Here is a 26131-nt window from a genome sequence, read left to right on the forward strand (position 1 = left end):
ATGCCTCCTTGCTGGAAACGCTTCCTATTTCCTGCAACCGCTTAAGAGTCTACACCTCGAGGTCAGGGTTTCGGTCAAGAAAAAACTTTGCGGCCCTGTAGAAAAGGGCCAGGTCAAACAGCCTCAAACCCGTAGGGGAACCACCACTGCCAGGTAACCCGCATCCTCCACAGCCTGCACCACGCTGGGGCTGGTGGGGCCGGATAGCTTGATCCGCACCGCCCCTTCGATGGGGGCCAGGGCATCAATCAAGTACTGGGCGTTGTAGGCCACCATCAGCTGGGGCTCGCCCGAAGAATCAACGTGCAGTTCTTCCCGACCACGGCCATAATCACCCTCGGCGTCAATATCTAGCTTGCCGTCGTTGAACAAGAGGTTGACGCGGTGGTTGTTGCGGTCAGAGAGCACCGCCACCCGCTTAAGGCTTTCGCGCAAAGCCTCAGCCGGCAAAGTGGCTTCCAGTACAAAACTCTGCGGTATCACCCGGGCGTAGTCGGGGAACTCACCCTCCATCAGCTTGACCGACATCCGCACCGCTTCGCCCACCAAGGTCAGCATCCCCTCGCTAACGGCCAGGGCCACCTCACCCTGGGCATCCTTAAAAACCCGCACGATCTCGTCGGCGCTGCGAGCCGGAATCACCAGCTTGCGGGTTTGCAGCTGCATGGGCAGATCGTAGCGGGCCAGGCGAAAACCGTCGGAAGCCACCGTCCGCAAACCGGTAGGGGACATCTCGAGCTGCACCCCCCGGAAAATAGCCCGGTACTCCTCGCTGCTGGCCGCATAGCGCACCCGGGTAATGGCCTGGGCCAGCCGTGCCGCAGCAATCTTTTCTGGACCTGGTGCGGCAAAAGCCAGGGTGGGATAGCCATCCGGACTGGTGGTGGCAAGCTGGGTGTTGAAGGCCCCGGAGTGCAGCTCCAGACGTTCGCCATTCCCAAAAATCAGTTCCACCATCTCGCCCGGGGCACTGCGCACAATTTGCACAAAGGTCTGCGCTGGTATCAGCACCTGGCCCAGGCCCTGTACCTCGGCGGGGAGCCTGACCTCGATGTCCACTTCGCCGTTGGTGCCACGCAAAATTAGGCCCTGCTGGGAGAGTTCGATGGGCAAATAGGTCAGGATGGGGTTGGAACTGCGGCTAGGAATGATCCGCTCGAGAATCGAAAGTCCTTCGACAAGGGTACGTTTGGGGATGCGAACTTCCACGCTGGCCTCCGTTTTGGGCAAGTGGTTGGGGCCGTGACCCCGCTTGGCCCACACATTCTAACAGTCAACCCAGCTTGCTGAAATCGGGTTTGCGCTTCTCAATAAATGCGCTGAAGGCTTCGCGGGCTTCGGGTGAGCTAAGCTGGCGGATAAACTGCACACCCTCAGCGCGCATGGTCTGCTCGATCTGGCTCAGGTAGGGCTGTTTGAGCAACTGCTTGGTCAGCCGCAGGGCCTGGGCTGGCTTTTCAGCGAGTTTGTGGGCCACACCCAGGGCGTGTTCTAGAAGCTGGTTGCTGGGAAGGATGCCGTTGAGCATTCCAGCGGCCAGGGCCTGTTCGGCAGTAAACACCTCCCCTAGCAGCAGCATTTCGGCAGCCCGTTGATAGCCAGCAACCTTGGGCAACAGGAAGCTCGAGGCCGCTTCCGGCACGAGCCCCAGGTTGACAAAAGGGAGCTGGAAACGGGCTTCGGGGGTGGCATACACCAGATCACAGTGCAGCAATAAGGTGGTTCCAACCCCCACCGCCAGGCCGTCCACTACAGCGATGAGGGGTTTCTCCAGGTGACTCAAGGCATGCAGGAAGCGAAATACTGGACTTTGGGTATCGCTGGGGGGATTATTGAGGAAGTCTTGAATGTCGTTGCCGCTGGTAAAAACGCCCGGCTGCCCGGTTAACAGCACCACCCGCACGGCTGGATCGCTGTTGGCTTGATCCAGGGCCTGAGCCAAGGCGTCATACATTGCTGTGGTGATGGCGTTCTTGCGCTCGGGTCGGTTGAAGCTGAGTCTTAGGATTCCGTTTTCCAGTGCTTGATGGATGTGCTGCATAAGGCTCCTCGAGGTTTGGTTTCTTTTTTGAGTTGCTTGTAAAGTGCACCTGAATTTAAATTCCTACGTCTTTTAAAGAAATTTTAAAACTAGTAATAGTAGTAATAGGGCCTGTGGATATGTGGATAAGGGCCATTTAATACCCATTGGCATCGAATTTGGCCTGTGGATAAAGGGTGTGGAAAATTGTGCATAAGCTGTGGATAAGCTGTGGAGAAAGTGGGCACTTATCCACAGGCGTGCTGTGCACGCACTTATCCACAGGTCTATCCACAGGGTTATCCACATCTTATCCACAGGGTTATCCACAGGGTGAATTAATTTATCCACAGTTTTGCGGGCTTCAATTATGTTTTTCAATTACACCACGCGCCGAAGGGGGGGAGGGCTTGCGGGGCATTAGCGTAGCCGCTCCTTGATGCCCTTAATGGCTTGTTGGATGCTGGGGTCGGTATCCAGGCTTTCCTGGATTTTCTGTATCGCATAAAGCACCGTGGTGTGGTCGCGCCCGTCAAAAAACTGCCCAATTTCTGGTAGGGAGGCATGGGTCATTTCACGAATCAGGTACATGGCGATCTGGCGGGGAATCACCACTTCCTTGCGTCGGCCTGCACCACGTAATTCCTCTAGTTTTAGGTTGTAGTGTTCGGCCACAGCTTTGAGGATTTCTTCCGGGCTCTGGCTGGTCTCGGAAGCTGAGAACACATCGGAAAGCGCTTTGATGGCTACTGCCTTGCTTAGCTGCACGCCGTTGAGCGAGGCGTAGGCGATAACCCGCATCAGGGCCCCCTCGAGCTCGCGGATGTTGGAGGTGATTTGTTTGGCGATGTACTCCAGCACCTCTTCGGGAATGCGCATGTTGCGATATTCGGAGTTCATTTTGAGAATGGCCACACGGGTCTCGAGGTCGGGGGGCTGAATATCGGTGATCAGGCCCCACTCAAAACGGCTGCGCAGCCGGGCCTCGAGGGTCAGGATGTCTTTGGGGGGTCGGTCGGACGATAGGATGATCTGTTTGCGGGCCTCGTAAAGGGCGTTGAAGGTATGGAAAAACTCCTCCTGGGTGCGCTCCTTTCCGGCGATAAACTGGATATCGTCTACCAGCAGCAAATCCACGGAGCGGTAGCGATCGCGGAACTCGGTCATGCGGTCTTCACGAATGGCGTTGATAAGCTCGTTGGTGAAGGTCTCGGTGGAGACGTACTCGATTTTCTTGTCGGGAAAGCGCTGGGCTACCGAGTGCCCCACTGCGTGCATCAGATGGGTTTTGCCGAGACCCACACCGCCGTAGATGAACAAGGGGTTGTAGGCATTGCCGGGCGATTCGGCCACGGCTACGGCGGCAGCGTGGGCAAGGTTGTTGTTCTGCCCCACCACAAAGTTCTCGAAGATGTACTTGGGGTTTAGTCGGGCCCGGGCCTCCTGCGGCTTGGCGGGGGTGGAGGCAGAAAAAATGTCTTCCTGTACGGGTTTTCCTGGAACCACCCGCAGCTCGAAACGAGGGGTTTGTGCCCCCAGTCGGGTTAGGGCCTCGGTGAGCAACTCTGCGTAGTGGTCTTCAATCCAGCCTTTGAAGAAGCTGGTGGGTACGCCCAGCTCGAGTGAGCCGTTGACCACCCCCAGCGGCTGAATTTTCTCGAACCAGGTGTGGTACTCCACCTCGGTGATGCTTTGGCGCACGTACTCGAGCACATTCTGCCAAACAGTGTTTTGGGTCAAGGCTAATCCTCCCGCAATAGACAGGTTTGTACATTCTACTGAGTTATCCACAGGCAGGAAATCCCCTGTGGATAATTCTGTGTGGGTGTGAACAAAGAGCCCATCCCTTGCAAGAGGCCCATTCTAATCAAAATAGCAGGGTTGTGCGCAATTTAGAGTGGTCTTCAAAGAGAAGGGCACTCTTCGGGCTTAATTTTGCCGCTGGGAACAGCGGTAAAAACAGCGAAGACTGCGATATATCGCTGGCAGCGGCTGCGATGGGGGTAGAGAATTTCACATGCCGACCCTCTGCTACAATGCAAGGTTAGGAGCTGGATGGATGAAGGCCTATGACGTGATTGTGGTGGGTGGGGGCCATGCCGGTATCGAGGCCGCCTGGGCTGCGGCCAGGCTAGGGGCAAGGGTGGGGTTGGTTACTTCTAACCCCGAACGTATAGGCTTGATGCCCTGTAATCCCGCGGTGGGTGGACCAGGTAAAAGTCAGTTGGTGGCAGAGCTCGAGGCCCTGGGTGGTTTGATGGGCAAGCTGGCCGATGCCACCGCCATTCACACCCGTGTCCTCAATCGCTCTAAGGGCCCAGCGGTGCAGAGTTTGCGCGTTCAAGTAGACCGCGACCTTTATGCCCTGGAAGCCCAGCGGGTCTTGCTGGCGCACCCCCAGATTGAAAGCATTCGGGCCGAAGTGTCGGCTTTGTGGATCGAACAAGGGGTACTGCGGGGGGTATTGACGGTAGATGGACGCCGGCTGGCAGGCCAGGCTGTGGTGATAGCCAGCGGCACCTTCCTACAGGGCGTGGTCTGGTATGGACGGCAGTCCCGGCCTGCTGGACGGCAGGGCGAGCCTCCGGCCCGCTTTCTATCCCAGAGCCTGCGTGCTGTGGGCCACCGCTTGCTGCGCTTCAAGACCGGTACCCCGCCCCGTATTCAGGCCGACTCGGTGGACTACCAAAAACTGGAGGTGGTACCCGCGGACGACCCCCCTGAAACCTTTGCCGGAAAACCAGGCCCTCACGCAACCGCACGTCCCACCTGGCAGACCCGAACCACGGAAGCCACCCATCGGCTCATCCAGGAAAACCTGCACCTTTCGCCTTTGTATGGGGGTGATATCGAAGGCGTGGGGCCCCGCTACTGTCCCTCCATTGAGGATAAAGTGGTGCGTTTTAGCGACAAGGAAACACATGTGCTCTTTGTAGAGCCCGATGGTCTGCATACAACCGAGCTGTATTTGCAGGGCTTCAGCTCTTCCCTGCCCCCAGAATTGCAGGTGCGCATGGTGCAAACCCTTCCGGGTTTCGAAAAGGCTATTATTCAGCGCTTTGCCTATGCGGTGGAATACGACGCGGTAGACCCCCTGGAACTAACCCCAGGGCTTCAGTCCCGCAAGCTACCAGGGTTGTTTACCGCCGGGCAGCTCAATGGCACCTCGGGCTACGAGGAGGCGGCTGCCCAGGGCCTGCTGGCAGGCTTGAATGCAGCCCGCTATGCCATGGGCCTGACCGAGGTCTGCTTACCGCGGGAGTCTGGCTATATCGGGGTAATGGTGGATGATCTGGTTCACCGCGGGGTAGATGAACCCTACCGCATGATGACCTCGAGGGTGGAGCTTCGCCTGCTGTGTCGTGCCGACAACGCCGACGAGCGCCTGGTGCCGCTGGCCGCCACCTGGGGTTTGCGCCCGATGGCGGATTTGCAGGCGGTGCGGGCCAAGTATGCACGGGTTGAGGGTGAACTGCTCCGCTTACAAAAGAGCCGTCTGGATGGGGTTTCGGCCCTGCAATACCTGCGCCGCCCCGAGGCCAGCTATGAGCAGATGTTGCAGGTTATTGGCCAGCCCGAGGTGCCTTTGGCCAAAGCAGAGGCCTACCAGGTAGAGGTGCGGGCCAAGTACGCGGGTTATATGGAACGTCAGGCCAGGCTGCGAGAAAAACTCAAAGAGCTCGAGACCTACCTCTTGCCCAGCACCCTCGACTACGCGCAGGTACCCAGCCTTTCCAAGGAGGCCGCAGAAAAACTGGGCCGAATTCGACCCCATTCGGTGGCGGAGGCCTCGAGGGTCCCTGGCATTCGCGACTCCGACCTGACGGCGCTTCTGGTGTACATCACCAAGATGCCTGCTCCAGCTTGAGGCCCGCATGGGGGCAATGTTTCACGTTTTACATCGAAGGAAAATCCCGATTGGAATGGCCTACTCTAGGTATGTCTTATGCAGATGACGCCGGCTGGAAAACAACTGTTGTTACGGGCTGGGGCGGAGCTGGGCCTGAACCTCGAGCCCCATATCCCTCAATTTTCTACCTACTTTGAACTTCTCAGCGAGGCCAACCAAACCACCAACCTCACGGCTATTCGAGACGAAGCGGGCATCATCCTGAAGCACTTTGTGGATTCCCTAACTTGCCTGACCTATCCCGGCTTGGTGGAAGGGATGTCGGTGATCGATGTGGGCACAGGTGCGGGTTTTCCTGGGTTGCCTATAGCTATTGTGCAGCCCAGTACCCAGTTCGACCTCCTGGATGCTACTCAGAAGAAGACTGCGTTTGTCGCTCGGGTTATACAAACCCTGGGGCTCAGAAATGCCCGGGTTCTTTGGGGTCGTTCTGAGGAGCTGGCGCACCAGAGTGTAAAACGTGAAACATATGGAGCGGCCCTGACCCGAGCGGTGGCCTCCATGGCTACGGTAGCAGAACTGACCCTGCCGCTGATCCAGGTGGGCGGGTTTGTGCTGGTGCAAAAGGGGGCTGAAGTAGAGCGTGAGGTGGCGGAGGCACGGGGCGCGTTAAGTAAGCTAGGCGGTCAGTTGGAGCAGATTTTTCACCTGAAACTGCCCATAATTGGGGATGCCCGTACCCTGGTCGTTCTGCGAAAAATAGCCCCCACACCACATCAATACCCCCGGAAACCGGGGGTTCCGGCAAAAAATCCGTTATCCTAGAGGGCAAGGTGAAACGCATTGGCCTGGTAAATCAAAAAGGGGGTGTGGGTAAGACCACAACAGCCGTAAATCTATCGGCCTATTTAGCCAGAGCGGGTCAAAAGGTGCTGCTGGTAGACCTAGATCCCCAGGTTAATGCAACCTCGGGGATGGGGCAGGCCGTTCGTGAGCCAAATATCTACACCGTGCTGGTAGGAAACGATAAAGTTCAAGCAGCGGTGGTCAACGTTGCCAGCGGCCTGGATCTGCTTCCCTCGAGCCCTGATCTGGTCGGGGCTTCAGCTGAGCTCATCGAAAATCCTACCCGGCTAGCAGAAGTATTGCGACCGCTCGAGCAAGCCTACGACCTGATTCTGCTAGATGCGCCCCCCAGTCTGGGGCCCATTACGCTAAACGTGCTGTCGGCCTCGGAAGGCCTGATTGTGCCTGTACAGGCCGAATACTATGCCCTGGAAGGCATTGCTGGTCTAATGGAAACCATTGATCGGGTGCGCACCAGCCTAAACCCAGCTTTGCGGCTTCTGGGTGTGCTGATTACCATGTACGATCCCCGCACCCTGTTGTCTCAACAGGTCGAGAGCAACATTCGCGCCAACCTGGGGGAAAAGGTTTTCTGGACCGTTATCCCGCGCAATGTCCGGCTGGCCGAGGCCCCCAGCTATGGTCAGGACATCGGCCAGTATGCGCCTACCAGTAGTGGTGCCCATGCCTATCGACGCCTGGCCGAGGAGGTGATGCGCCGTGTCCAAGAAGCTTAGCGGTTTAGGTAAGGGCCTGGAAGCCCTATTGCCCAAAACACCAGCCTCCCTTACTAAGCTACCCCTGGCCCTTATCAAGCCAAACCCCGGGCAGCCGCGCCGCTTATTCGACCCGGCAGCATTAGAAGAACTGGCTGCTTCCATCAAAGAAAAGGGACTGCTGCAACCCCTGCTGGTTCGTCCCAAGGGTGACATGTACGAGCTGGTGGCGGGCGAGCGGCGCTTCAAGGCTTCTCAGCTGGCGGGTCTGCGCGAGGTTCCGGTAGTCATTAAGGACATTGGCGAGCGAGAGGCCCTGGAAATTGCCCTCATTGAAAACCTGCAGCGGGAAGACCTGAACCCCATGGAGGAGGCAGAAGGGTACAAGCGCTTGGTGGATATGGGGATGACCCAGGAAGAGGTGGCCAAGGCGGTGGGAAAGGCCAGGGTTACGGTTACCAACGCCTTGCGCCTGCTACAGTTAACCCCAGAGATAAAGAAAGCACTAGAGGAGAACAAGATTAGCGCAGGACATGCCCGGGCACTCTTGATGCTGCCCGAAGCAAAACGCAATTGGGGTCTGTCGGAGGTGCTCTCCAAGCAGCTTAGCGTACGGGAGACCGAGAAGCTCAAAGACAAACCGACGGCCTCGAGCACAAGGTCTAAAAGTGAGGAAGCCTACGCCGATATCGCCCGCAGCCTCTCCCGTCGGCTGGGCACAAAAGTGCGCTTTACCAGCTTGAAAAAAGGCAAAATAGAGATCAGCTACCACTCCGAAGAGGAATTGAGCGCAATTCTCCACGCGCTGGGCTACGAGGGCTAAGCTATCGAAGCTGAATCCGTATGGCCCCCTCTAAATCGGTGCGCCGAATTTGCAGTCCATGCTGGCTCAACCGATGCAAAACCACCCCCGAGGGGTGGCCGTAGGGGTTGTTGCCCACCCCGATCAGGGCCACCCGGGGCTGAAAGCTCTGCAACAGATGCACGCTGGTACTGGTTTCGGAGCCGTGGTGGCCCACCTTCAAAACATCCACCGCCTCTGGCTGCCAGCGCACCTCCGCCGAGGCCGGGGCATCGCCGGTAAACAACACTTTGCGCCCCTTGAATTCCAGCACAAACACCAGACTGCGCTCGTTGTCATCGGTTTCATGGCCTTGTGGCCCCAGGAATCGCAAACTGGCTCCGGCCAGGGCCAACTGTGTCCCGCTGCGGGCAAATAAAACCCGAACCCTATGTGAGCGCGCAGCCCGGTGCAGGGCATCATCCAGCGGGTTACCCCGTACCCTTGGCCCGCTCACCAGGGTGCCCACTGGAAAATTCTCTATGAGCCGCGGCAGAGCCCCCACGTGATCCCCGTCGGGGTGGGTGGCAATAAGCAGATCTAGGTCGTCTACGCCCAGCGCGCGCAGGGCTCGTTCTAGCCGGGGGTAGGCCCAGTCGCGGCCTCCATCCACCAGAATTTCTACCCTTCCGGGAAGGCGCAGCAGAATAGCGTCGCCCTGGCCCACATCGAGCTGCCAAAGCTCCGCCCGGGGTGGATACTGCGACAGTATGGAAGCCAGCGTCGCAGTGGCAGCCAGTCCGGCTGCGCGCGGCCAGCGAAGGTACCCATAAAGGCCGAGCAGTAAAGGAAAAATACCAAGGTAATACAAGACGAACCCCAGGGGGGTTATCTCGCCCCAGCGCAGCATGGGGCCATGGGACAACCACCCTGCCAGCCACAAGACCAGTAATCCTAAAACTTCTGTTGGCCCGGCCAGCAAGCCCCCCAGCAATAGCTTGAGAAAACCCAGGGGAACCAGCAGGCTCAGCAGGGGCAGCACCAACAGGTTTGCAAGAGGGGAGAGCAGCGGCAGCAGGTGGAAGTGGTGAAGTAAGAGCGGAAGAATCAGAATCTGGGCAGCCAGGGTAACGCCAACCGAAGCCCACACCCATTGCTTCCAGCCCGCAAGCCTGGGCAGGCGGGGAAGCACAAGGGCCATACCCAGTACGGCCAAATAGGAAAGCTGGGCCGATAGGCTGAAGATGGTGCGCGGCTCGAGCAGAAGCTGAATAAACAAAGCCAGGGCTAATGCGGGCAAGACCGCCACCCGGCCCCGTCCCATAAAAAGCCCCAACAGCACCATAGCTGCCATGATTACAGCCCGCACCAGCGAGGGCTGTGGCCCCACCAGCCACAAGTACAGTAGAAGCAAAACAATGGTGATCAAATAGCGCCATGCGCCAAAGCGGTACAGCAGAAGCACGAAAAAGCCGGTCAAAATTCCCACGTGCAGACCCGACAGGGCCAGGGCATGGGCCAGGCCAGCCCGCTGGAAATCCCCGTAGGTCTCGCCCAGATCACGCCGTTCCCCCAGGGTCAAAGCGGCAACCAGGGCGGCTACGGGTGGGGAAAGCCCGGCCTCGAGCCGACCCTTCAAGCTTTGGCGGGGGTTGCGCGGCAGAGGCTGGAAATGCACCACCTCTCGGGCCTGCAATACCGCTGTTACCCCGAGTCCGCGCAGCCAGGTCTGCTGGTCGAAACCCCCAGGGTTGCGCTTGCCGGCAGGACGCAGCAGGTGGCCCTCCAACACATAGATTCCATCTTGTAGCCGGGGAAAGTACTGCACGTACACACGCCCTTGCGGGGTGTGTAGAAACCCCCCTTGCAAGGTGCCTTCCAGCCTTACCCACTGCCCTATAAGCGATGCCCAGGGATCTTTGGCCAGACCCAGATGCAGCACCACCAGAAGATAGGCCAGCAGGCCCAGCCAGCGGGCTGCCTGAGGGAGCCAGAGCCCCCCCAGCAGGCCCAGAAAAGCCAGGGGGGTGAGCTGGCTCAGGGCCCCCAGCAGGGCTCCTGAGCCCAGGGCCAGGGGGATCATAGGGTGACCAGCGGGCGCAGCCGCTCGATCAGCTTGGGTCCAATGCCTTTTATCCGATCCAGCTCTTCTAGCGAACGATACGGACGACCCTCGATGATGCGTTGTGCTAGCGCAGGGCCAATTCCAGGCAGGCTCTCGATTTCGGCCTGGCTGGCGGTGTTGAGATTAACCTTCCCCACCTCCGGCGTAATCGGGCCGGGCTTCAGGGCAGGCGAAGCCGCCAGCGGGGCTGAATGGGGGGGTGCTTTGAGTTCAGCCGGGAAAAAACGAACCGTCAGATTGGGCCAGATGCTCGCCAATCCGATCCCAATAACCACGGCAATATATGCTATGTTTAGCCAGCGCCCCATCAGGCCCCAATTTAGCTGCCACTGTGGTCTAAAGAGGGTTATTTGTCGGCAAGCTCTGAAGCCTTATGCCTTGCCGCGGGTTTCCTCGGCCTAGCTTGGGTCAGCCGTGGTTGAATTTGGCGTCAGTAAGGCTCGGACAGGCGCCACTGAATCAGGGCCAGGGCAAGGCCAACCGCGACCACCCCCAGCGGAACCCAGATATCGCTGGTGGTGCCCATATTCACGACCAGATACCCGATCGTAACCGCAGCGGTAATGAGCGCGGATACTTTTAGCAAGACCGAGATGATGCGCTGGGTCGAGCCAAGGCTTCTGCTGGAAGCAGGGGCCAGGGGAGGCATGGTGGCCGTGTTGTGTGTTGCCTGGGCCTGGGTTATGGGCGTAGCTTTGGGCTCGGTTACACCGGTGGTCGTGCCGGGTTTGGGTGAGCCGTCGTAGGCCCAGATGGAGTCGCTGGGCTCGTCGGGCAAGGTTTTAGCTGGCTCGGCGATGCTGATCTGGGACGAAGAGGGGGGTGGGGCAGCATCGGTAACGGGCGGCACTTTCTGCATGGGGGCTTGAGGCGGTAAGGTGCTGGAAGGCGCAGGCCAACCCTGCTGGTCAACTTCCGCTGGAGGCGGGGGTGTTTCTGCCGACTCGAGGGTCTTGGGCGGCTCGTTGACCTGAGCGGCCTCAGATTTAGCCCTCAGAACATGCCCCTTAAGCGACTCCAGGAAGAGCTTCAGCTCGTCTTTTTGGAAGGCAGCTGGGGCAATGGTCATAAGGGTGCCCTGCTCGCTCATGACATCCACGGTGCTGGTTTGCTTGTTTACGGTGATGCGCTTGATAAGAGCAAGAGGCGCACTTTGGTGGGTGTTGCTGTCCAGGTAAAACAACTCTCGGCTGCTGATGGCCAGAAGGCCACCGGATCCCTCGAGCCGAGCAATAATGTCGGACTGGGTCAATTGCTCAAGGCGCTCGTCGTATGTGCCCATGATTAGCAGTCTACAACATCCCAGGGCGGGCTTGCTTTCATCCATCACGTAAAATCCAGTGGAAGGCGGTATAACCCTGGCTCCCAGACACAAAAGGGGTTGGGGTAATCGGGTACGCTGGGCTAGAGGAAATCGAATGATCTTCACCAAACCCTTGCTTTTAGGGCACCGGGGCTCGCCCCACCAAGCCAAAGAAAACACCCTGGAGTCCTTCCGGCGGGCCCTCGAGGCGGGTCTGGACGGCCTCGAGCTCGACCTGCACCGTACCCACGACGGGGTACTGGCCATCTACCACGACTTTGAGCTCGAGGGGCAGGCGATTGCCAGCCTGGACTGGCCGACCTTGCAGCAGCGTGCACCCTGGATGCCAAGGCTCGAGCAGGTCTTTGAGCTGGCCCAGGAGTTTCCCCAGGCCTGGCTCAACCTCGAGCTCAAGAGCCAGCCCGGCCCCTCAGATGGACGCGAAGCCCTGCTGGTGCAGGCGCTACAGGCCTGGCCGGGCCGGGCGCGGGCCTGGATTAGCAGCTTCGACCCACTGGCCCTGATCCGACTGCACCGACTGAAGGTCGGAGTGCCGCTGGCCCTGCTGTATAGCGAGCCCGAGATGGAAGAGCTGCTGACCTGCCTGCCGCTGCAGGGCGCTCATCCAGAGTTTGTTCTCCTGAACCCAGCCAGGGTAGCCCAGCTCAAGGCCAAGGGGCTCTTTGTGGCGACCTGGACAGTCAATCGAGCCTCAACTGCACGGGAGCTGCTGGATTGGGGCGTGGATGGCATTATTGGTGACCTGCCCCAAGAGCTTCTGGCGGCCCGTCGCTAGGGTCTGCTGCAGCTAGGCATCGCCCTGAGCGGACAAATTTCACAACCCCAGCGGGCTTTCTGCGTTAGGCTTTAGCCATGCAAGGGATGCAGCTCAAATTGATTGCCGCAGCCGACCCGGATGTGTTTCAAGACCGCCTCAACCGCTTTATTGAGAGCCTGCCGGAAGAGACCATAATTGTGGACATCAAGTTCTCAACCTCCACCACCGCCTCGCAAACCCTGTATGCAGCGCTGGTGCAGTACAAACAGGTAGAAGCCTGGGCCGAGTGAGCCAGGGGGCTATGCGATCTGCAGGGCCTGTTCGATGCGCTTTAGGGCCTGGGGAATGTCCTCGTCCTGCAGGTCGCGGTGGGTGACAAAGCGCACCCGGTTGGGCCCCATGGCGTTGGCCAGTAGGCCCAGCTCGCGTAGGCGCTGAACCAGGGCCGGGGCCTGAGGAACCTGCACATACACCATGTTGGTCTGCACCGCCTGCAGGTCGACCTCGAGGTGCAAGCGCAGCAGGCCCTCGGCCAGGGCGCGGGCCATCTGGTGGTCACGGGCCAGGTGCTTGGGGCCTTCGCTAAGGGCAATGAGGCCCGCCGCAGCCAGCACCCCCGCTTGCCGCATCCCACCCCCCAGCAGCTTGCGGTAGCGCCAGGCCTCGGCCCGATACGCGCGGGGCATCAGCAGAATGGAACCCACCGGCGCCCCCAGCCCTTTGGAGAGGCAGATCGAGATAGTCCGGAAGCCCTTCGCCAGCTCGACTGGCGTGGTGTTCAGGGCCGTCACCGCGTTGAAGAAACGAGCCCCGTCCAGGTGGGTGGGGAGCCCGGCCTCTTCGGCCACTTGCTGAATGGCCCGCTGAGCGGGGATGGGAACCACTGTGCCGCCCGCGGTGTTGTGGGTGTTTTCCAGCGCAATCAGCCCGGTGGGGGCCTGGTGCACCGAGGTGTGGATGGCAGCGCGCACGGCCTCGGGGTCGGGTATGCCGTAAGGGGCCTCCACCAGCCGGATGGTTCCGCCCGAGAGCACCGCCAGCGAGCCGGGCTCGTACTCGTAGATGTGGGCCCCTTTGGGGGCGATGACCTCCTGCCCGCGCTTCAGGTGCAGCATCAGGGCGACCTGGTTGGTCATGGTGCCGCTGGGCATGAAGAGGGCGGCCTCGAAGCCGAGCATCTCGGCGGCCAGGGCCTCCAGGCGGCCCACGGTGGGGTCTTCGCCGTACACGTCGTCGCCCACCTCGGCCTCGGCCATGGCCTGGCGCATGGCGGGGGTGGGCTTGGTTACGGTATCGGAGCGGAGGTCAATCCAGTGCATAAGCCTTATGCTACTCCCGATGCCCCGGATTCCCTACCTCCCAGAAGAGCTGTCCGAGCCAGCCGAGGTGGTCTCGGCCATTCGACGGCGTCGGGGCGGAGCCCTGAGCCATCTCGACCGGATGCTGCTCTATAGCCCACCCTATGCCCTGGGCTGGAACCATTTTTTGGGCGCGGTGCGGGGCGGCCTCAGCCTGCCAGCCCGGTTGCGCGAGCTGGCCATTTGCGGGGTGGCGGTGTTGAACCAGGCCGAATACGAGTTTGACCAGCACGCCCCCTTGTTTTTGCAGGCCGGTGGCAGCCAGGCCCAGCTCGAGGCCCTGCACGACCTCGAGCAAGCCGCACAGAATGCCCGGCTGTTTGATGCCCAGGAGCGGGCCACGCTCCGACTCACCTTTGAAATGACCCGCGCGGTGCGGGTGGGTGACGAGACCTTCAGGGCGGTGCAATCGGCGCTGCCCGATGCCACCCAGGTGGTCGAGCTGGTGGGCGTAATTGCGGCCTACAACATGGTCTCGAGGTTTTTGGTAGCCCTGGATATTTTGCCCGAGTAAACGTTTTTCCGGACTCGAGCTACCCTAAAGCCAAAGGAGCCCTTATGGAACACCAGTCCTATGCCTATGGCAAGAACCACTGGGCTTTAGAGCCCGACCTGCCCAGCATCCTGCGCCGCTACTGGAAGGGTTGGGAAGCCCACCAGAGCGAGCTGGACGCATTTGGCGTGGTAGCCGGGGGCGAAGCCTACCGCATTGCCGACCACGTGGATAAAGAAGCCCGTCCGGTGCTGGTGATGCACGACCTGAACGGCCAGCGCATAGACCGGGTGCGGTTCTCGCCCGCACAGGAAACCCTCAACCGCCAACTGGCTGCCATCAACCGCGCCCCCTACCAGGGTGGGAGCTGGCACCAGCACTTCGCCCTGGGCTACCTGCTGGCCGACCCTGGTTTGTACTGCATCCAGACCATCAGCAACGCCACCGTGTACGCCATCCACAAGTACGCCCCCCAGTTTGCCCGCTGGAAGGAAGAACTCCTCGCCGGCCGGGCCTTTGGCGCCACCTGGATGACCGAGGTGCAGGGCGGCTCCGACCTGGGGGCCAACAAGGTGCGGGCTGTTCCCGACGGGGCGGCCTGGCGGCTTTTTGGCGACAAGTACTTCTCCAGTGGCGCAGGCCTGACCGATTACGCCATTGTTTCAGCCCGGCCCGAGGGGGCGCCTGCCGGCCCCAAAGGCCTCGCGCTGTTTTTGGTGCCCCGGCTGGACAGCAGGGGAGAGCTCAACTACTGCGTGCGGCGGCTAAAGGACAAGCTGGCTACCCGCGCGGTGCCCTCGGGCGAGGTGGAGTTTGAAGGGGCCGAGGCCCACCTGATCGGCAGGGCTGAGGAAGGCATCTACTACATCCTGGAAACCCTCACCCTTTCGCGCCTGGCCAACGCGGTGGGGGCTATGGGCCTGGCCCGAAAAGCCCAGCTCGAGGCCCTCTTCCGTGTTCGCTCTCGGGTTGCTTTCGGCAAGAAACTGGAGCAACACCCCTTAATCCGGCGCGACCTGACCGACCTGGCGGTGCGCATCGCGGGCGGCCTGGCCCTGACCTTCCGGGCGGTGGCGGCCTGGGACGAGGCCTGGCAGGAGACCCCGCCCTACTCCCCCCGCTACCACTACGCCCGGCTGCTGGCCCACCTGGCCAAGGCCCGCACCGCCGAGCACGGCACGTTCTGTACCCAGCTTGGCATGGAGCTTTTCGGCGGGGTGGGCTTTGTGGAGGACTTCGCCATCGCCCGGCTGGCCCGCGAGGCCCTGATCACCCCCATCTGGGAAGGCCCGGCCAATGTGCAGGCTTTGGACACCCTCGAGGTGCTGTTCCGCAAAGGGGCTGCCGAGCCTTTTTTGCTCGAGTTTGGCACCAAGCTCGAGGCCGTCGAAAGCGAGGAAGCCCGGCTGGCCGAGGCCGCTTTGCAACACACCCTCAAGCAACTGCAAGCCCTCCCGCCGGAGGAGGCCCAGTGGCATGCCAAAGAAGCCCTGCGCACCCTGGCCGATGCGGCCACCGTGGCCCTGCTTTATGAGCTGGGCGGCGAGCGCCACACCAAGTTGGCTTCGCTCTATGCCCGGCACTTCCTCGCTAAGGAGGAGTATCCGGCCTGGGCCCTGCAGGAAGAAGAGCTTTGGCAGGTGGGGGTGGGACAGGCCGTCTAGTCCAGCGCCTCGAGCCGCACCGGGTTGCTGTGGAAGGTCGAACCCTCGCCCATGTCGGTCAGGTGCTCACCGGTGAGCCAGTTGATGCCCTTGCCGTCGGGGGCGGGGGCCTCCCACCAGGTGCCCTCCAGCACCACCGTGCCCTGTATGGGGGCTTCGCTCACCCGCACCCGCCGCACCACTGCGCCGTGCCGGGAGCGTATCCGCACCAGCGCCCCGTCCGCCGCGCCAAAAGCCTGCGCGTCCTCGGGGTGTACCAGCAGCACCGGCTCGCCGCCTTCGCCCTGCACCAACCGCTCGATATGCCCGTAAGTGCTGTTCAGGAAGTGCTTGGCCGGGGGGGTCATCAGGATCAGGGGGAAGTCTGGCGTAGGTTCGGTCAGGATGACCTGGGGTGGCGGGTCGAACTGCACCTTACCCGATGGCGTGCCGGCCCGCTCGGTAAAAGGACGGTGGTCGGGGGGAATGTTGAGCCGCACGAACCCCTCGGCCTGGAGGCGCTCGAGGGTGATGCCCTGTAGCCAGGGATGCTCGGTGTCCAAAAGCGAGCGGGCCAGGGTCTCGGCGTCCCAGTAGAGGGTGGGTTCGTCCAGCCCCAGCCGACGGCCCAGCTCGGCGAAGACCCAGGTGTTGGGCCGGGCCTCGCCCTGGGGCGGCATCACCGCCTTGTTCCAGGAGAGGTAGTAGTGCCCGTAGGCGGTGTAGAGGTCGGGGTGCTCTAAAAAGGTGGTGGCGGGCAGCACGTAGTCGGCATAGCGGGTGGTCTCGGTGAGGGCCTGCTCGAGCACCACCGTAAAGAGGTCTTCGCGCATCAGGCCCTTTTGTACCAGGTCGGAGCGGGGGGCCACCACCGCCGGGTTCGAGTTGAAGACAAACAGGGCCCGGATGGGCGGTTGTAGGGCGGTGAGGGCGCTGCCGATCTGGGTCATGTTGATCTGCCGTGGCGGGGTGGCCCGGGCCGCCAGAAGGTGGCGGCCTCCCAGATACTTGCGGTTGAGGGCAAAGGCTCCACTGGTGCTCAGGAGCGCCCCCCCGCCAGGGTACTGCCAGGCCCCAATCAGCGCCGGCAACAACACCACCGCCCGCAGGGCCGAACCTCCGCCAGGGTGGCGGGTCAGGCCGTAGCTGGTGCGGATGAAAGAGGCCTTGGCCTGGGCGAACTCGAGGGCCAGTCTCTCCACTGTTTCAGCAGCCACGCCGGTGACGGCCTCCACCTTCTGCGGCGTCCATTCCTCCGCCACTTGCATGAAGGCCTCGAAGCCGGTGGTCATGCGGGCGATGTAGTCCCGGTCGTGCAGACCGGCCTTCACGATGGCTCGAGCCATCCCATAGGCCAGCGCGGCATCGCTGCCAGGACGAATCCGAATGTGTTCGTCGGCAAAGCGGCTGGTCAGGTTTTCGTAGGGGTCAATATGTACGATGTGGGCCCCATTTTGCCGGGCTTTTTTCAGGAAGGGGGTGAGGTGGGTGTTGGTGTGCAGGCTGTTGATGCCCCACAGCAGAATAAAGCGGGCCTGGGGAACCTCTTCTGGGTCTACCCCATAGCGGTCGCCGTAGGTGGCTATCCAGGCTTCCTGGCCTGCGGTGGCGCAGATGGTGGTCTGGAGCTCGCTGGCCCCCAGGGCGCGGAAAAAGGTCAGGGGGTGCTCGTACTGCATCAGGCCCATGGTGCCGGCGTAGTGGTAGGGCAGTACAGCTTCCGGGCCGTGTGCTCCCACCACCTCCTGCAAACGCGCGGCAATCTCGTCCAGCGCCACCGCCCAGCTCACCCGCTCAAACCTGCCTTGGCCCTTCTGGCCCACCCGCCGCAGCGGATAGAGCGGGCGCAGGGGGTGATGGTTGCGCTCGGGGTAGCGATAGGTTTTCACGCAGGCAAAGCCCTGGGTGAAGGGGTGCTGGGGGTCGCCCTCGATTTTGAGCAGGGTATTGCGGGCCTCGTCAATGCTGGCAACGAGCGAGCAGGCATCGGGGCAGTCCAGCGGGCAGGTGGTGCGGGCCTGGCGCACGGTCATGTAGACCATGCTAAGAACCAGAATGGGCCGGTGTCCAGGCTGCGCTTACAATGCGGGCCATGAGACCGCTTCGCTGGCTGCAACTGGCCACCGGGCTTTTGCTGCTGCCCTGGGTACTGGCAGGAGCCATTGTTTTGGGAACCTTGGCGGAACCGGCGGCTGGTGGTCTGGTAACGCTGCTGGCCCTGGGTCTGACCCTGCTCCTGCCGGTTGCGCTGGGCCTGGGAACCTTGCTGGGCCTGCTGGCCCTAATCTGGGCGGTTCGCAGTGGGACGCTTCCACAAATGTGGGGATGGCTCTGGGGTTTTCTTCTGGCTTTGGGGGCCTTTGTTCTGGGCCTGGGGCGGCTTACAAATGGGATTCGGTTGCCTTGAGAGCCGATGAAAACGGGCTTTTGGGGGTAGAATGCGCTTCGATGCAAGGCCGCCGCTGGCTGATATACGCTACAGGGCTGCTCTGGCTCCCGCTGGTCATGGCGGGGGGTTCCTGGCTGCTTGCCCGCAGCGTAGCGGCCCCGCTTTTTATCGCCTATCTGGGCTTATTCTGCCTCGCGGCTTCGCTGGTGCTGTTCTGGATGGGTATCGTCCAACTGCTGCGTTGGCGGCTGCGGGTGGCCGACCTGCTCTGGCTGGGGTTGTATGGAGCGGGCGCGCTGCTGTACGGCCCGCTGCTTGGCTTGCTCAGACCTTAGTTTTGGCTCTTGCTGGGTGTCTTGATGCCTGTGCCGGGCCGATGGGATATGATTTGCGCTGTCTGAGCGCGGTGTAAGCGCGACTCGATGCCAAACAGGCCGGAGGATGTGGAAGATGGCAGACCAGCTAGATGCAAACCGCCCCTTACGTATTGCGATCATCGGTGCGGGGCCTTCGGGTATCTATGCCGCAGAGGCCCTGATCAAGCAGACGGAAATAAACGTATCGGTGGATGTGTTCGACCGCCTGCCCACCCCCTACGGCCTGGTGCGCTATGGGGTGGCGCCCGATCACCAGACCATCAAGTCGGTTACCAAGGTCATGCAGAAGGTGCTGCAGGACCCACGGGTGCGCTTTTTGGGCAATGTTGAGTTTGGCCGCGACCTTACCTTTGCCGATCTGCGCCGTCATTACGATGCGGTGATCTACACCGTGGGCGCTTCCAGCGACCGCCACCTGGGCATCCCTGGTGAAGACCTACCCGGCAGTCTTTCGGCCACCGAGTTTGTGGCCTGGTACAACGGCCACCCCGACTACCAGAACCTGGACATCCGGCTGAATGTGCAGGGGGTAGCGGTGGTGGGCATGGGCAACGTGGCGGTGGACGTCACCCGCATTCTGGCCAAGTCGGCGGAGGAGCTGCGCCAGACCGATATTGCCGACCATGCCCTGCCGGTGCTGGCCCAGAGCCAGGTCAGCGATATTTACATGCTGGGCCGCCGGGGGCCTGCCCAGGCCAAGTTCACCACCAAGGAACTGCGCGAGCTGGGCGAGCTGCACAACGCCGACATCGTGGTCAGACCGGAGGAACTCGAGCTCGACGAAAGAAGCGCCGCCTCTATTGCGGGTGAGCCCGCTTTGCTCAAGAACCTGGAGGTACTGCGGGAGTTTGCCGCCAGACCCCTTACCGGCAAGCCCCGCCGGGTACACCTGCGCTTTTTTGTTTCGCCGGTAGCGATCCTGGGTGAGGGCCGGGTACACAAGATTCGCCTGGAGAAAAACCGCCTGGACGAGAACCTGAATGCGGTGGGCACGGGCGAGTTCGAGGAGCTCGAGGTGGGCCTGGTGCTGCGCTCGGTCGGCTACAAGGGGGTGCCCTTGCCAGAGGTGCCCTTCGACCAACGCAAGGGGGTTATTCCCAACCAGAGCGGGCGGGTCTTGCGCGAGGGCCAGGTGGCGGTGGGCGAGTATACCGCCGGCTGGATCAAGCGCGGCCCCAGCGGGGTGATCGGCACCAATAAAGCCGATGCTACCGAGACTGTAAAACTTCTGCTGCAGGACGCCCCGCACCTGCCGCTGGCCCCAGAACCCAATCCCGAGGCCGTAACCCGGCTGCTGCAAGCGCGGGGGGTGCGCTACGTAACCCTGGAACACTGGCTCAAGCTGGATGCGCTCGAGTGCGCCTTAGGGCAGGCCCAGGGCCGCCCGCGGGTCAAGCTAACCAGCGTAGATAAGATGCTGGAAGCAGTGGGAAACTGAGCTGCGCTGCTCTGGGCTTTTCCAATATCAAAAGCCCATCTGAAGATGGGTTGGGCTCGAGGGAACACCGGTGTACGGGCATGGCCCGTCACGAAGAGGCCTAAGGAATCAGGAAAGCCCAAGAAACACTTCACCCAGCTGGGCCAGACTGCCTATGGCCCGGCCAGTAGGCAGGTGGCGCACCACCACCCCTAAAGGTCCTCCAGAGGTTTTTTCTACCTCTGCCACCGAGAACAGCTCCCCGTCCACCTCCACCGTGACCTCGCAGGCCCTTTAGACCTCCACCAACCGGTAGCGCCCCAGGCTGAGCCACTCCTCGCCAAACACACGCCGCAGTTCCTTGTAGGCCACGCTCTTAATACCAGGCTTCCCCGGCCTGCATGGTCTCGGCCCGATAGGCGGCAATGGCCGCATCCCGCAGGCGTTTTTCTTTGAACCCACTGTACCCCATACCACAAACAGGCTAGGTTTTATCCGTCATGGCTTTGCAAAAACAGCCCTAACAGACGGCGCTTCATAACCCGCCATACCCCATGCCTGGCATCGCCCTGATCCGCAGGCAAGAGTGCCAGAAAAGTGGTATCGTTTTTGTAAAGCTCTGCATGAATCCCGACCCTGTTTCCTCCTTCGATGCCTACAGGCGGCGCCACGGTCTGTGGCTGCTGCCACTGGGAGCCTTGGCCTCGAGCCTCGCCTATGTGCTGTCCATCGTAAACGGAACCCTCAACCCGCTGGACGCGGTGCTCTCGCCGGTGATGTTTGTGGGGTTTTTGCTCATGACCTTGCTGTTATGGCGGCGTCGGATCAGTATCGCTACAACCGAACTGATGGTGGTTGTTCTGCTGCTGATCTACAACCTGGGCAACCTGTACTACTTCGGATTGCAGGGCCATCTCTCCAGGGAGGGGTTTTCTGCCAGCGCTTTGTGGTCCACTATCATCTACCCGCTGGCTTTTTTGCTGCTTAACCGAGAGAAAGCCATTCGGGTATCGGTGGCCTACTACCTGCTGAGCGTGTTGGGAGGGCTGGTCTCGCTGCTGCTTTATCCGCCCAGCATGAGCGCCCTCAACTCAATCGCACAGTTCTATCTGGCCAACCTGGCCTTCCTGGTTTTGCTCAACATCTATGCGCAGCTGCGCGAGACCATGGTGGCTATGGAGCAGTTGGCCCACACCGATCACCTTACCCGGCTCACCAACCGGCGGGGCCTCGAGCCGCTGCTCAAGCGGGAGCTACAGCGGGCTGAACGCTACGGGCCTTCCATTGCAGTTTTGCTGATCGACCTCGACCACTTCAAAAAGGTCAACGACCACTACGGGCATGCCATTGGTGACCAGGTGCTGCGCGAGGTGGCCCTGCGGCTCGACCTTTACCTGCGCCAGGCGGATACCGTAGCGCGCTGGGGTGGTGAGGAGTTTTTAATCCTGGCCCCCGCCACCGACTTAGCCCAGGCCGAGCAACTCGCGACCCGGCTCGTCGAAGCGGTTCGGGACAAGCCAGTTTTGGGCGACATTTCTATTACGCTTTCGATTGGGGTAAGCTGCTACCGAGCCAGGGATAGCCTTGAAAGCCTTGTTCACCGTGCGGACGAAGCCCTCTACCGGGCCAAAGCGCTGGGGCGGAACCGCCACGAACTGGAGCTGCCTCACTCAGAGACGGCTTCCAGGAATCCAACCCCCAGGCCATAGCCGAAGCAGGGCCGGGCAGGCTTTCGAGGGTTCTGGCAGAGGCACAGGGGCGTTTTTTACTTTTGGGCGGTGGGTGCGTATCCTTAAGGCATAATGGCCGGTATCGCCTTGTTGGAGCTGATGCTGCTGCTGCTGGTGGTGGGGCTGCTGGTCTGGTTTTTGGGCTCTGGCCGCAGCCTGCCCCAGGCGCAAAGCGCCCAGGCCCAGCGGCTGGAGCTGGCCCTGGCCGAAATCCGGCGGCAGGGCAAGCGGCTGCCTCATTTGCGCGACGCGCTCAATCCGGTGCAGCAGTATGGGCGGAACCTGTTCAAACTGCTGCCACAACAGGCCGAACTCGAGCGCTTTCTGCACAAGCCGGGGCTGGAGGGCCCCACCCGAGACCACCTGCTGCGTCGCCACAACGACCTCGAGCGCACTTTTGAACGGGGGGTGGTCTACCTCGAGCGCCTGGGGGCCGAGCTGGTGCTGGTTGCGGGCAGCGAGGAACCCCCGGCCCTGGCCGAGCTTCCGCTGTTCTTAATCGAATTGCGCGAGGTTTTACATCCGGCCAGCCCCAACCGAGGGTAAATTGGAGCGATGCGACGAATCGCTGTACCGCTATTGCTGCTTTTGGTGGCCTGTGCACCACGCGCCACCGAGCCCCAGACCAACACCACCCTTATCCAGGGGTCGGTGGGCTTCTACCCCGCGCAGCCGGGGCTGGACTGGATCTACCTGCCACCCCGTGCCGCCATCGGCGAACCGCCGGTGCGCCTCTCGGTGATTGGGCCCACCACCTTTGAAGGCCAGCCAGCCATCCGCTACCGCTTGAGCGGACGGGGCCTCGAGCGTTCCTACTACCGCCAGGTAGACGCCAGCGGGGTACGCCTGCTGGGCATGGAAGACTTCGACCGACTGCAAGTAACCCGCTACACGCCCCCCATTCAGGAGTATCCGCCCCAGGCCAGCCTGGTGGTGGGGGCCCGCTGGGGCGGCCAGACCCGCGAGGTCATCGAGCTGCGCGCGGGCAACAACATCACGCGGGTAGTCGACCGGGTGCTGGACTACACCTACACGGTGCTGGGCAAGTCCAACGTGACGGTGCCGGCGGGCAGCTTCGAGGTTTTTCGCATCAACTGGGAGGTGCGCGACCCCAGGAACCCCACCTTGCGGGAAAACTTCGAGCTGTGGTTCTTTCCGGGGGTGGGCGAAATCTTCAGCTCGGTGAATTTTAGTGAACAGGGCGGGCTTTCGCTGATTGACCGCAACTTCAGATGAGCCGCAGCAGGCCACCCTCTACGGCCTCTTTGTTCCCTGGGGTACTGCAATTGGGCCACAAAGCTTTAAAGTTGAGGGCAACATGTCCATAACATCCCCTTACCGTCCAACCATTCCGGGAGGCTTGCGTGATTCTGCAAAAGGTTAACCAACCGCAAGACCTCAAAAACTTGTCGCAAGAAGAGCTGTTGCAACTGGCCGAAGAGCTGCGCAGCGAGATTATCCGGGTGTGCGCCCAGAACGGCGGCCACCTGGCCTCCTCGCTGGGGGCGGTGGAGCTGATTGTGGCGCTGCACAAGGTGTTTGACTCGCCCCGCGACCGCCTGCTCTTTGATGTGGGCCACCAGGCCTACGCCCACAAAATCCTGACCGGGCGCAAAGAGGTTTTCCACACCATCCGCCAGGAAGGGGGCATCTCGGGCTTTACCAAGGTTTCGGAGAGCGAGCACGACGCCATTACGGTGGGCCATGCCTCCACCTCGCTGGCCAATGCGCTGGGTATGGCCATCGCCCGCGACACCCTGGGCGAAAACTACCACGTGGTGGGCATCATCGGCGACGGGGCCCTGACCGGCGGGATGGCCCTGGCCGCCCTCAACGTGATTGGGGAGCGCAAACCCCGGCTCTTGATGATTCTGAACGACAACGAGATGTCCATCTCGGAAAACGTGGGGGCTCTGAACCGCTACTTCAAGGAGTACCAGACCAAAAAGTGGGTGCAGGACACCCAGAAATGGGGTCGCCAGGTGCTGGAGGGCATCTCGCCCAGGCTCTTCAACCTGGTAGACCGGGCCAAGGAGGCCGCCAAGCTGATGCTGCACCAGGAAAACCCCTTCTACGCCTGGGGCATCCGCTACGTGGGGCCGGTGGACGGGCACGACCTGCCGGGCCTGATTCACATTCTGGAGCAGATTAAAGAGCTCGAGGGCCCCACCCTACTGCACATCGTGACCCAGAAGGGCAAGGGCTACGGGGTGGCCGAGGAAGACCCCATCTACTGGCATGGGCCGCCCGGCTTCAACCCCCAGAACCCCGAGAAGGTGAGCAAGGGCTACTCCTGGTCGAGCGCCTTTGGCGATGCCGTAACCGAGCTGGCCCACCAGGAGCCCCGGCTGTTTGTGATTACCCCGGCTATGCGCGAAGGCTCGGGGCTGGTGAAATACTCCCAGACCCACCCCGAGCGCTATCTGGACACCGGCATCTGCGAGGACGTGGCCGCCACGGTGGCCGCCGGCATGGCCTTGCGGGGGCTCAGGCCGGTGCTGGCCATCTACTCCACCTTTATGCAGCGGGCCTACGACCAGATTATCCACGACATCGCCATCGAAAACCTGCCGGTGGTGTTTGCGGTAGACCGGGCCGGGATTGTGGGCGGCGACGGGGCCACCCACAACGGGGTGTTCGACATCGCCTACCTGCGTACCGTGCCCAACGTGCAGATTGCCGCGCCCAGGGACGCCCTCGAGCTGCGGGCCATGCTTAAAAAGGCCCTGGAACTGGGGGGGCCCATTGCCATCCGCTACGCCCGCGACAACGTGGAGAAAGCCCCGGAAGGGGCTTGGCCCGAGATCGAGTGGGGCCGCTGGGAGGTGCTGAAGGAGGGCAGCAAAGCCTACATCCTGACCTTTGGCAAAACCCTCAAGTACGCCCTCGAGGCCGCTGGCGACAACCCCGAAGTGGGGGTAATCAACGCCCGCTTCATCAAGCCGCTGGACAAAGGGATGCTCGAGCGCCTGGCCCTGGAAGGCTACAAGCTGGTCACCACCGAAGACCACCAGAAGATGGGGGGCTTTGGCAGCGCGGTGCTGGAAGCCCTGAACGAGATGGGCCTGAAGCCCGATATCCGCGTGCTGGGCTTGCCGGATGTCTTCTTCGACCACGGCTCCATCCCCCGCATGCACCGCGAGGCCGGCATCGACGCCGAGGCCATCCAGGCCGCCCTGGCCGAGCTAGGGGTGGGCCAAAAAGCCATCGCTCAAAGCTAAACGCCCCGCATGGAAGTTTTTCCGCTGGCCGCCAATACCTACCTGCTGGACACCCCCCAAGGCGCACTGCTGGTAGATACCGGCATGCCCCAGGAAAACCAAAAGCTCTTGCGCCACCTAAAGGGCCGAAAGCCCGCCGCCCTGCTGCTCACCCACCACCACCTCGACCACGTGGGCGGGGCGCGCATGCTGTGGGAGCGCTACGGTCTGCCCATTTATGCCCACCCGCTCGACATCCCCTACATTAGCGGCGAGCGCCGCCGCCCCCCGTTCCCGCCCATTCCCTGGCTGGGCGACTGGATTGCCAACAGCCCCCGGCCCCTTCCGCCCGAGGCCCTTATCCCGGTGGAGGAAGGCGCGCGGGTGCTGGGCTGGCAGGTGGTACACCTGCCCGGCCACACCCCAGGGCAGATTGGCCTGTTGCGCGAGGGGGTTCTGCTGGCTGCCGATGCCCTGCGGGTGGGCACCAAAGGCCCCTGGGTTCCCCCTGCCGTGGTCAACCACGACACCGCCCAGGCCCGGCGCACGGTAGGGAAAATAGCCCAGCTCGAGGCCGAGCACATCTACGTGGGCCACGGCCCCCCCACCACCAAGCGCGCCGTAATGGCCCTGGCCGAAAAACTGGCCCTATAACCCAGGCCCCAAAGCGGGCACGCTGCCCCGTTACAAAAAGCGTTACATGCTATTTTGTGCCCAAAAATGCTATCGCAACCGTACCCCCTTGCCAAAAAAACACCACACCGGCACCCACCAGAACAGCATGGAAGCAATTTCCAAAAATAACCCATTATGTTTTGCGCAAAATGCTATAATGCCTATGTCGGCCATTTCGACAGCGGTTCTTGAAAGCCTAGATGTGCGATGTAAATCGCAAACCCACCGCACAAAAAATCTAAAAGTGCGGGTTTGTAAGCATCCATCGCAAAAAACGCCACTTTTTACCCACTTATCCACAGGCTGCCTGTGGATAACTCGGTTTTCTCATAAATACCCCCTAATAAGAGCCCTTTACAGGACGGCGATTAACGGGGTATGCTGTCGCAAACAAAAAGCCCCGTAAGGGGATTGCAACTGCGATCCAAGA

Annotated in this window: 25 protein-coding genes; 16 read left to right on the forward strand and 9 right to left on the reverse strand. The window is 61.4% G+C overall.

Annotated features, from left to right (window positions below):
* Positions 1–123: 123 nt before the first annotated feature.
* The 3 genes from dnaN to dnaA form a co-directional block, all read right to left on the reverse strand.
* Positions 124–1209 (reverse strand): DNA polymerase III subunit beta, encoded by a 1086-nt coding sequence (gene dnaN, locus Q355_RS0111115; RefSeq protein ID WP_027877871.1) that lies wholly within the window; start codon positions 1207–1209, stop codon positions 124–126.
* 64 nt (positions 1210–1273) lie between these two features.
* Positions 1274–2041: an enoyl-CoA hydratase gene (locus Q355_RS0111120; protein ID WP_027877872.1), complete on the reverse strand. Its 768-nt coding sequence runs from the start codon at positions 2039–2041 to the stop codon at positions 1274–1276.
* A 399-nt stretch (positions 2042–2440) separates the two neighbouring features.
* Complete coding sequence (gene dnaA, locus Q355_RS0111125) at positions 2441–3760, reverse strand: chromosomal replication initiator protein DnaA (RefSeq protein ID WP_027877873.1); 1320 nt, start codon at positions 3758–3760, stop codon at positions 2441–2443.
* A 319-nt stretch (positions 3761–4079) separates the two neighbouring features.
* On the opposite strand from dnaA, the gene mnmG reads away from it, so the two are divergent.
* From mnmG to Q355_RS0111145, 4 genes are all read left to right on the forward strand, one after another.
* Positions 4080–5888 (forward strand): tRNA uridine-5-carboxymethylaminomethyl(34) synthesis enzyme MnmG, encoded by a 1809-nt coding sequence (gene mnmG / locus Q355_RS0111130; protein ID WP_027877874.1) that lies wholly within the window; start codon positions 4080–4082, stop codon positions 5886–5888.
* A 78-nt stretch (positions 5889–5966) separates the two neighbouring features.
* Positions 5967–6695, forward strand: coding sequence for a 16S rRNA (guanine(527)-N(7))-methyltransferase RsmG (rsmG, locus tag Q355_RS0111135; protein ID WP_027877875.1), 729 nt, complete (start codon positions 5967–5969; stop codon positions 6693–6695).
* Positions 6689–7453 (forward strand): ParA family protein, encoded by a 765-nt coding sequence (locus Q355_RS0111140; protein WP_027877876.1) that lies wholly within the window; start codon positions 6689–6691, stop codon positions 7451–7453. Before rsmG ends, Q355_RS0111140 begins: the two co-directional genes overlap by 7 nt.
* On the forward strand, positions 7437–8255 hold the full coding sequence (locus tag Q355_RS0111145; RefSeq protein ID WP_027877877.1) for a ParB/RepB/Spo0J family partition protein: 819 nt from the start codon (positions 7437–7439) through the stop codon (positions 8253–8255). Before Q355_RS0111140 ends, Q355_RS0111145 begins: the two co-directional genes overlap by 17 nt.
* Before the next feature lies 1 nt (position 8256).
* On the opposite strand, the gene Q355_RS0111150 is transcribed toward Q355_RS0111145, so the two are convergent.
* The 3 genes from Q355_RS0111150 to Q355_RS0111160 all read right to left on the reverse strand — a co-directional run bounded on the left by Q355_RS0111150 (position 8257) and on the right by Q355_RS0111160 (position 11620).
* The gene (locus Q355_RS0111150; protein WP_027877878.1) at positions 8257–10296 is read right to left on the reverse strand and encodes a ComEC/Rec2 family competence protein; all 2040 of its coding nucleotides are present in this window, start codon (positions 10294–10296) and stop codon (positions 8257–8259) included.
* Entirely contained in the window at positions 10293–10646 is a 354-nt protein-coding gene (locus Q355_RS0111155) for a ComEA family DNA-binding protein (RefSeq protein WP_027877879.1), read from the reverse strand. Before Q355_RS0111155 ends, Q355_RS0111150 begins: the two co-directional genes overlap by 4 nt.
* Before the next feature lie 122 nt (positions 10647–10768).
* The gene (locus Q355_RS0111160) at positions 10769–11620 is read right to left on the reverse strand and encodes a hypothetical protein (RefSeq protein ID WP_027877880.1); all 852 of its coding nucleotides are present in this window, start codon (positions 11618–11620) and stop codon (positions 10769–10771) included.
* A gap of 136 nt (positions 11621–11756) precedes the next feature.
* Here Q355_RS0111160 and Q355_RS0111165 point away from each other — a divergent pair, with 136 nt between their 5' ends.
* Complete coding sequence (locus tag Q355_RS0111165; protein ID WP_027877881.1) at positions 11757–12437, forward strand: glycerophosphodiester phosphodiesterase; 681 nt, start codon at positions 11757–11759, stop codon at positions 12435–12437.
* Between the two features lie 77 nt (positions 12438–12514).
* Complete coding sequence (locus Q355_RS0111170; RefSeq protein ID WP_027877882.1) at positions 12515–12709, forward strand: hypothetical protein; 195 nt, start codon at positions 12515–12517, stop codon at positions 12707–12709.
* Between the two features lie 9 nt (positions 12710–12718).
* Here Q355_RS0111170 and Q355_RS0111175 read toward each other — a convergent pair whose 3' ends face one another.
* Positions 12719–13738 carry a threonine aldolase family protein gene (locus Q355_RS0111175; protein ID WP_027877883.1) on the reverse strand — a complete coding sequence of 340 codons (1020 nt, stop codon included), beginning with the start codon at positions 13736–13738 and terminating at the stop codon, positions 12719–12721.
* Between the two features lie 19 nt (positions 13739–13757).
* On the opposite strand from Q355_RS0111175, the gene Q355_RS0111180 reads away from it, so the two are divergent.
* Both Q355_RS0111180 and Q355_RS0111185 read left to right on the forward strand, forming a co-directional pair.
* Complete coding sequence (locus Q355_RS0111180) at positions 13758–14291, forward strand: carboxymuconolactone decarboxylase family protein (RefSeq protein ID WP_027877884.1); 534 nt, start codon at positions 13758–13760, stop codon at positions 14289–14291.
* 44 nt (positions 14292–14335) lie between these two features.
* Positions 14336–15934 (forward strand): acyl-CoA dehydrogenase family protein, encoded by a 1599-nt coding sequence (locus Q355_RS0111185; RefSeq protein WP_027877885.1) that lies wholly within the window; start codon positions 14336–14338, stop codon positions 15932–15934.
* Here Q355_RS0111185 and Q355_RS0111190 read toward each other — a convergent pair.
* The gene (locus Q355_RS0111190; RefSeq protein WP_156941917.1) at positions 15931–17955 is read right to left on the reverse strand and encodes a molybdopterin oxidoreductase family protein; all 2025 of its coding nucleotides are present in this window, start codon (positions 17953–17955) and stop codon (positions 15931–15933) included. The two genes, Q355_RS0111185 and Q355_RS0111190, sit on opposite strands and share 4 nt — an antisense overlap.
* Before the next feature lie 50 nt (positions 17956–18005).
* On the opposite strand from Q355_RS0111190, the gene Q355_RS17015 reads away from it, so the two are divergent.
* The 3 genes from Q355_RS17015 (at position 18006) to Q355_RS0111205 (ending at position 20117) form a co-directional block, all read left to right on the forward strand.
* On the forward strand, positions 18006–18320 hold the full coding sequence (locus Q355_RS17015; protein WP_027877887.1) for a hypothetical protein: 315 nt from the start codon (positions 18006–18008) through the stop codon (positions 18318–18320).
* Positions 18321–18361: 41 nt separating this feature from the next.
* The gene (locus Q355_RS0111200) at positions 18362–18637 is read left to right on the forward strand and encodes a hypothetical protein (protein ID WP_027877888.1); all 276 of its coding nucleotides are present in this window, start codon (positions 18362–18364) and stop codon (positions 18635–18637) included.
* Between the two features lie 115 nt (positions 18638–18752).
* Positions 18753–20117, forward strand: coding sequence for an FAD-dependent oxidoreductase (locus Q355_RS0111205; protein WP_027877889.1), 1365 nt, complete (start codon positions 18753–18755; stop codon positions 20115–20117).
* Positions 20118–20225: 108 nt separating this feature from the next.
* Here the strand turns inward: Q355_RS0111205 and Q355_RS16750 are convergent, their stop codons facing one another.
* On the reverse strand, positions 20226–20372 hold the full coding sequence (locus Q355_RS16750; protein WP_156941918.1) for a hypothetical protein: 147 nt from the start codon (positions 20370–20372) through the stop codon (positions 20226–20228).
* A gap of 278 nt (positions 20373–20650) precedes the next feature.
* On the opposite strand from Q355_RS16750, the gene Q355_RS15780 reads away from it, so the two are divergent.
* The 5 genes from Q355_RS15780 to Q355_RS0111240 all read left to right on the forward strand — a co-directional run bounded on the left by Q355_RS15780 (position 20651) and on the right by Q355_RS0111240 (position 25680).
* Positions 20651–21805, forward strand: a complete 1155-nt coding sequence (locus Q355_RS15780) for a GGDEF domain-containing protein (protein ID WP_051529398.1) — start codon at positions 20651–20653, stop codon at positions 21803–21805.
* Between the two features lie 93 nt (positions 21806–21898).
* Positions 21899–22372, forward strand: a complete 474-nt coding sequence (locus Q355_RS0111225; RefSeq protein WP_027877890.1) for a hypothetical protein — start codon at positions 21899–21901, stop codon at positions 22370–22372.
* A gap of 9 nt (positions 22373–22381) precedes the next feature.
* Positions 22382–23062, forward strand: a complete 681-nt coding sequence (locus Q355_RS0111230; protein WP_027877891.1) for a hypothetical protein — start codon at positions 22382–22384, stop codon at positions 23060–23062.
* 128 nt (positions 23063–23190) lie between these two features.
* Positions 23191–25047: a 1-deoxy-D-xylulose-5-phosphate synthase gene (dxs, locus tag Q355_RS0111235; RefSeq protein ID WP_027877892.1), complete on the forward strand. Its 1857-nt coding sequence runs from the start codon at positions 23191–23193 to the stop codon at positions 25045–25047.
* A 9-nt stretch (positions 25048–25056) separates the two neighbouring features.
* Positions 25057–25680 carry an MBL fold metallo-hydrolase gene (locus Q355_RS0111240; protein ID WP_027877893.1) on the forward strand — a complete coding sequence of 208 codons (624 nt, stop codon included), beginning with the start codon at positions 25057–25059 and terminating at the stop codon, positions 25678–25680.
* Positions 25681–26131: the final 451 nt, after the last annotated feature.

Source organism: Meiothermus cerbereus DSM 11376, from assembly GCF_000620065.1.
GTDB lineage: Bacteria > Deinococcota > Deinococci > Deinococcales > Thermaceae > Meiothermus > Meiothermus cerbereus.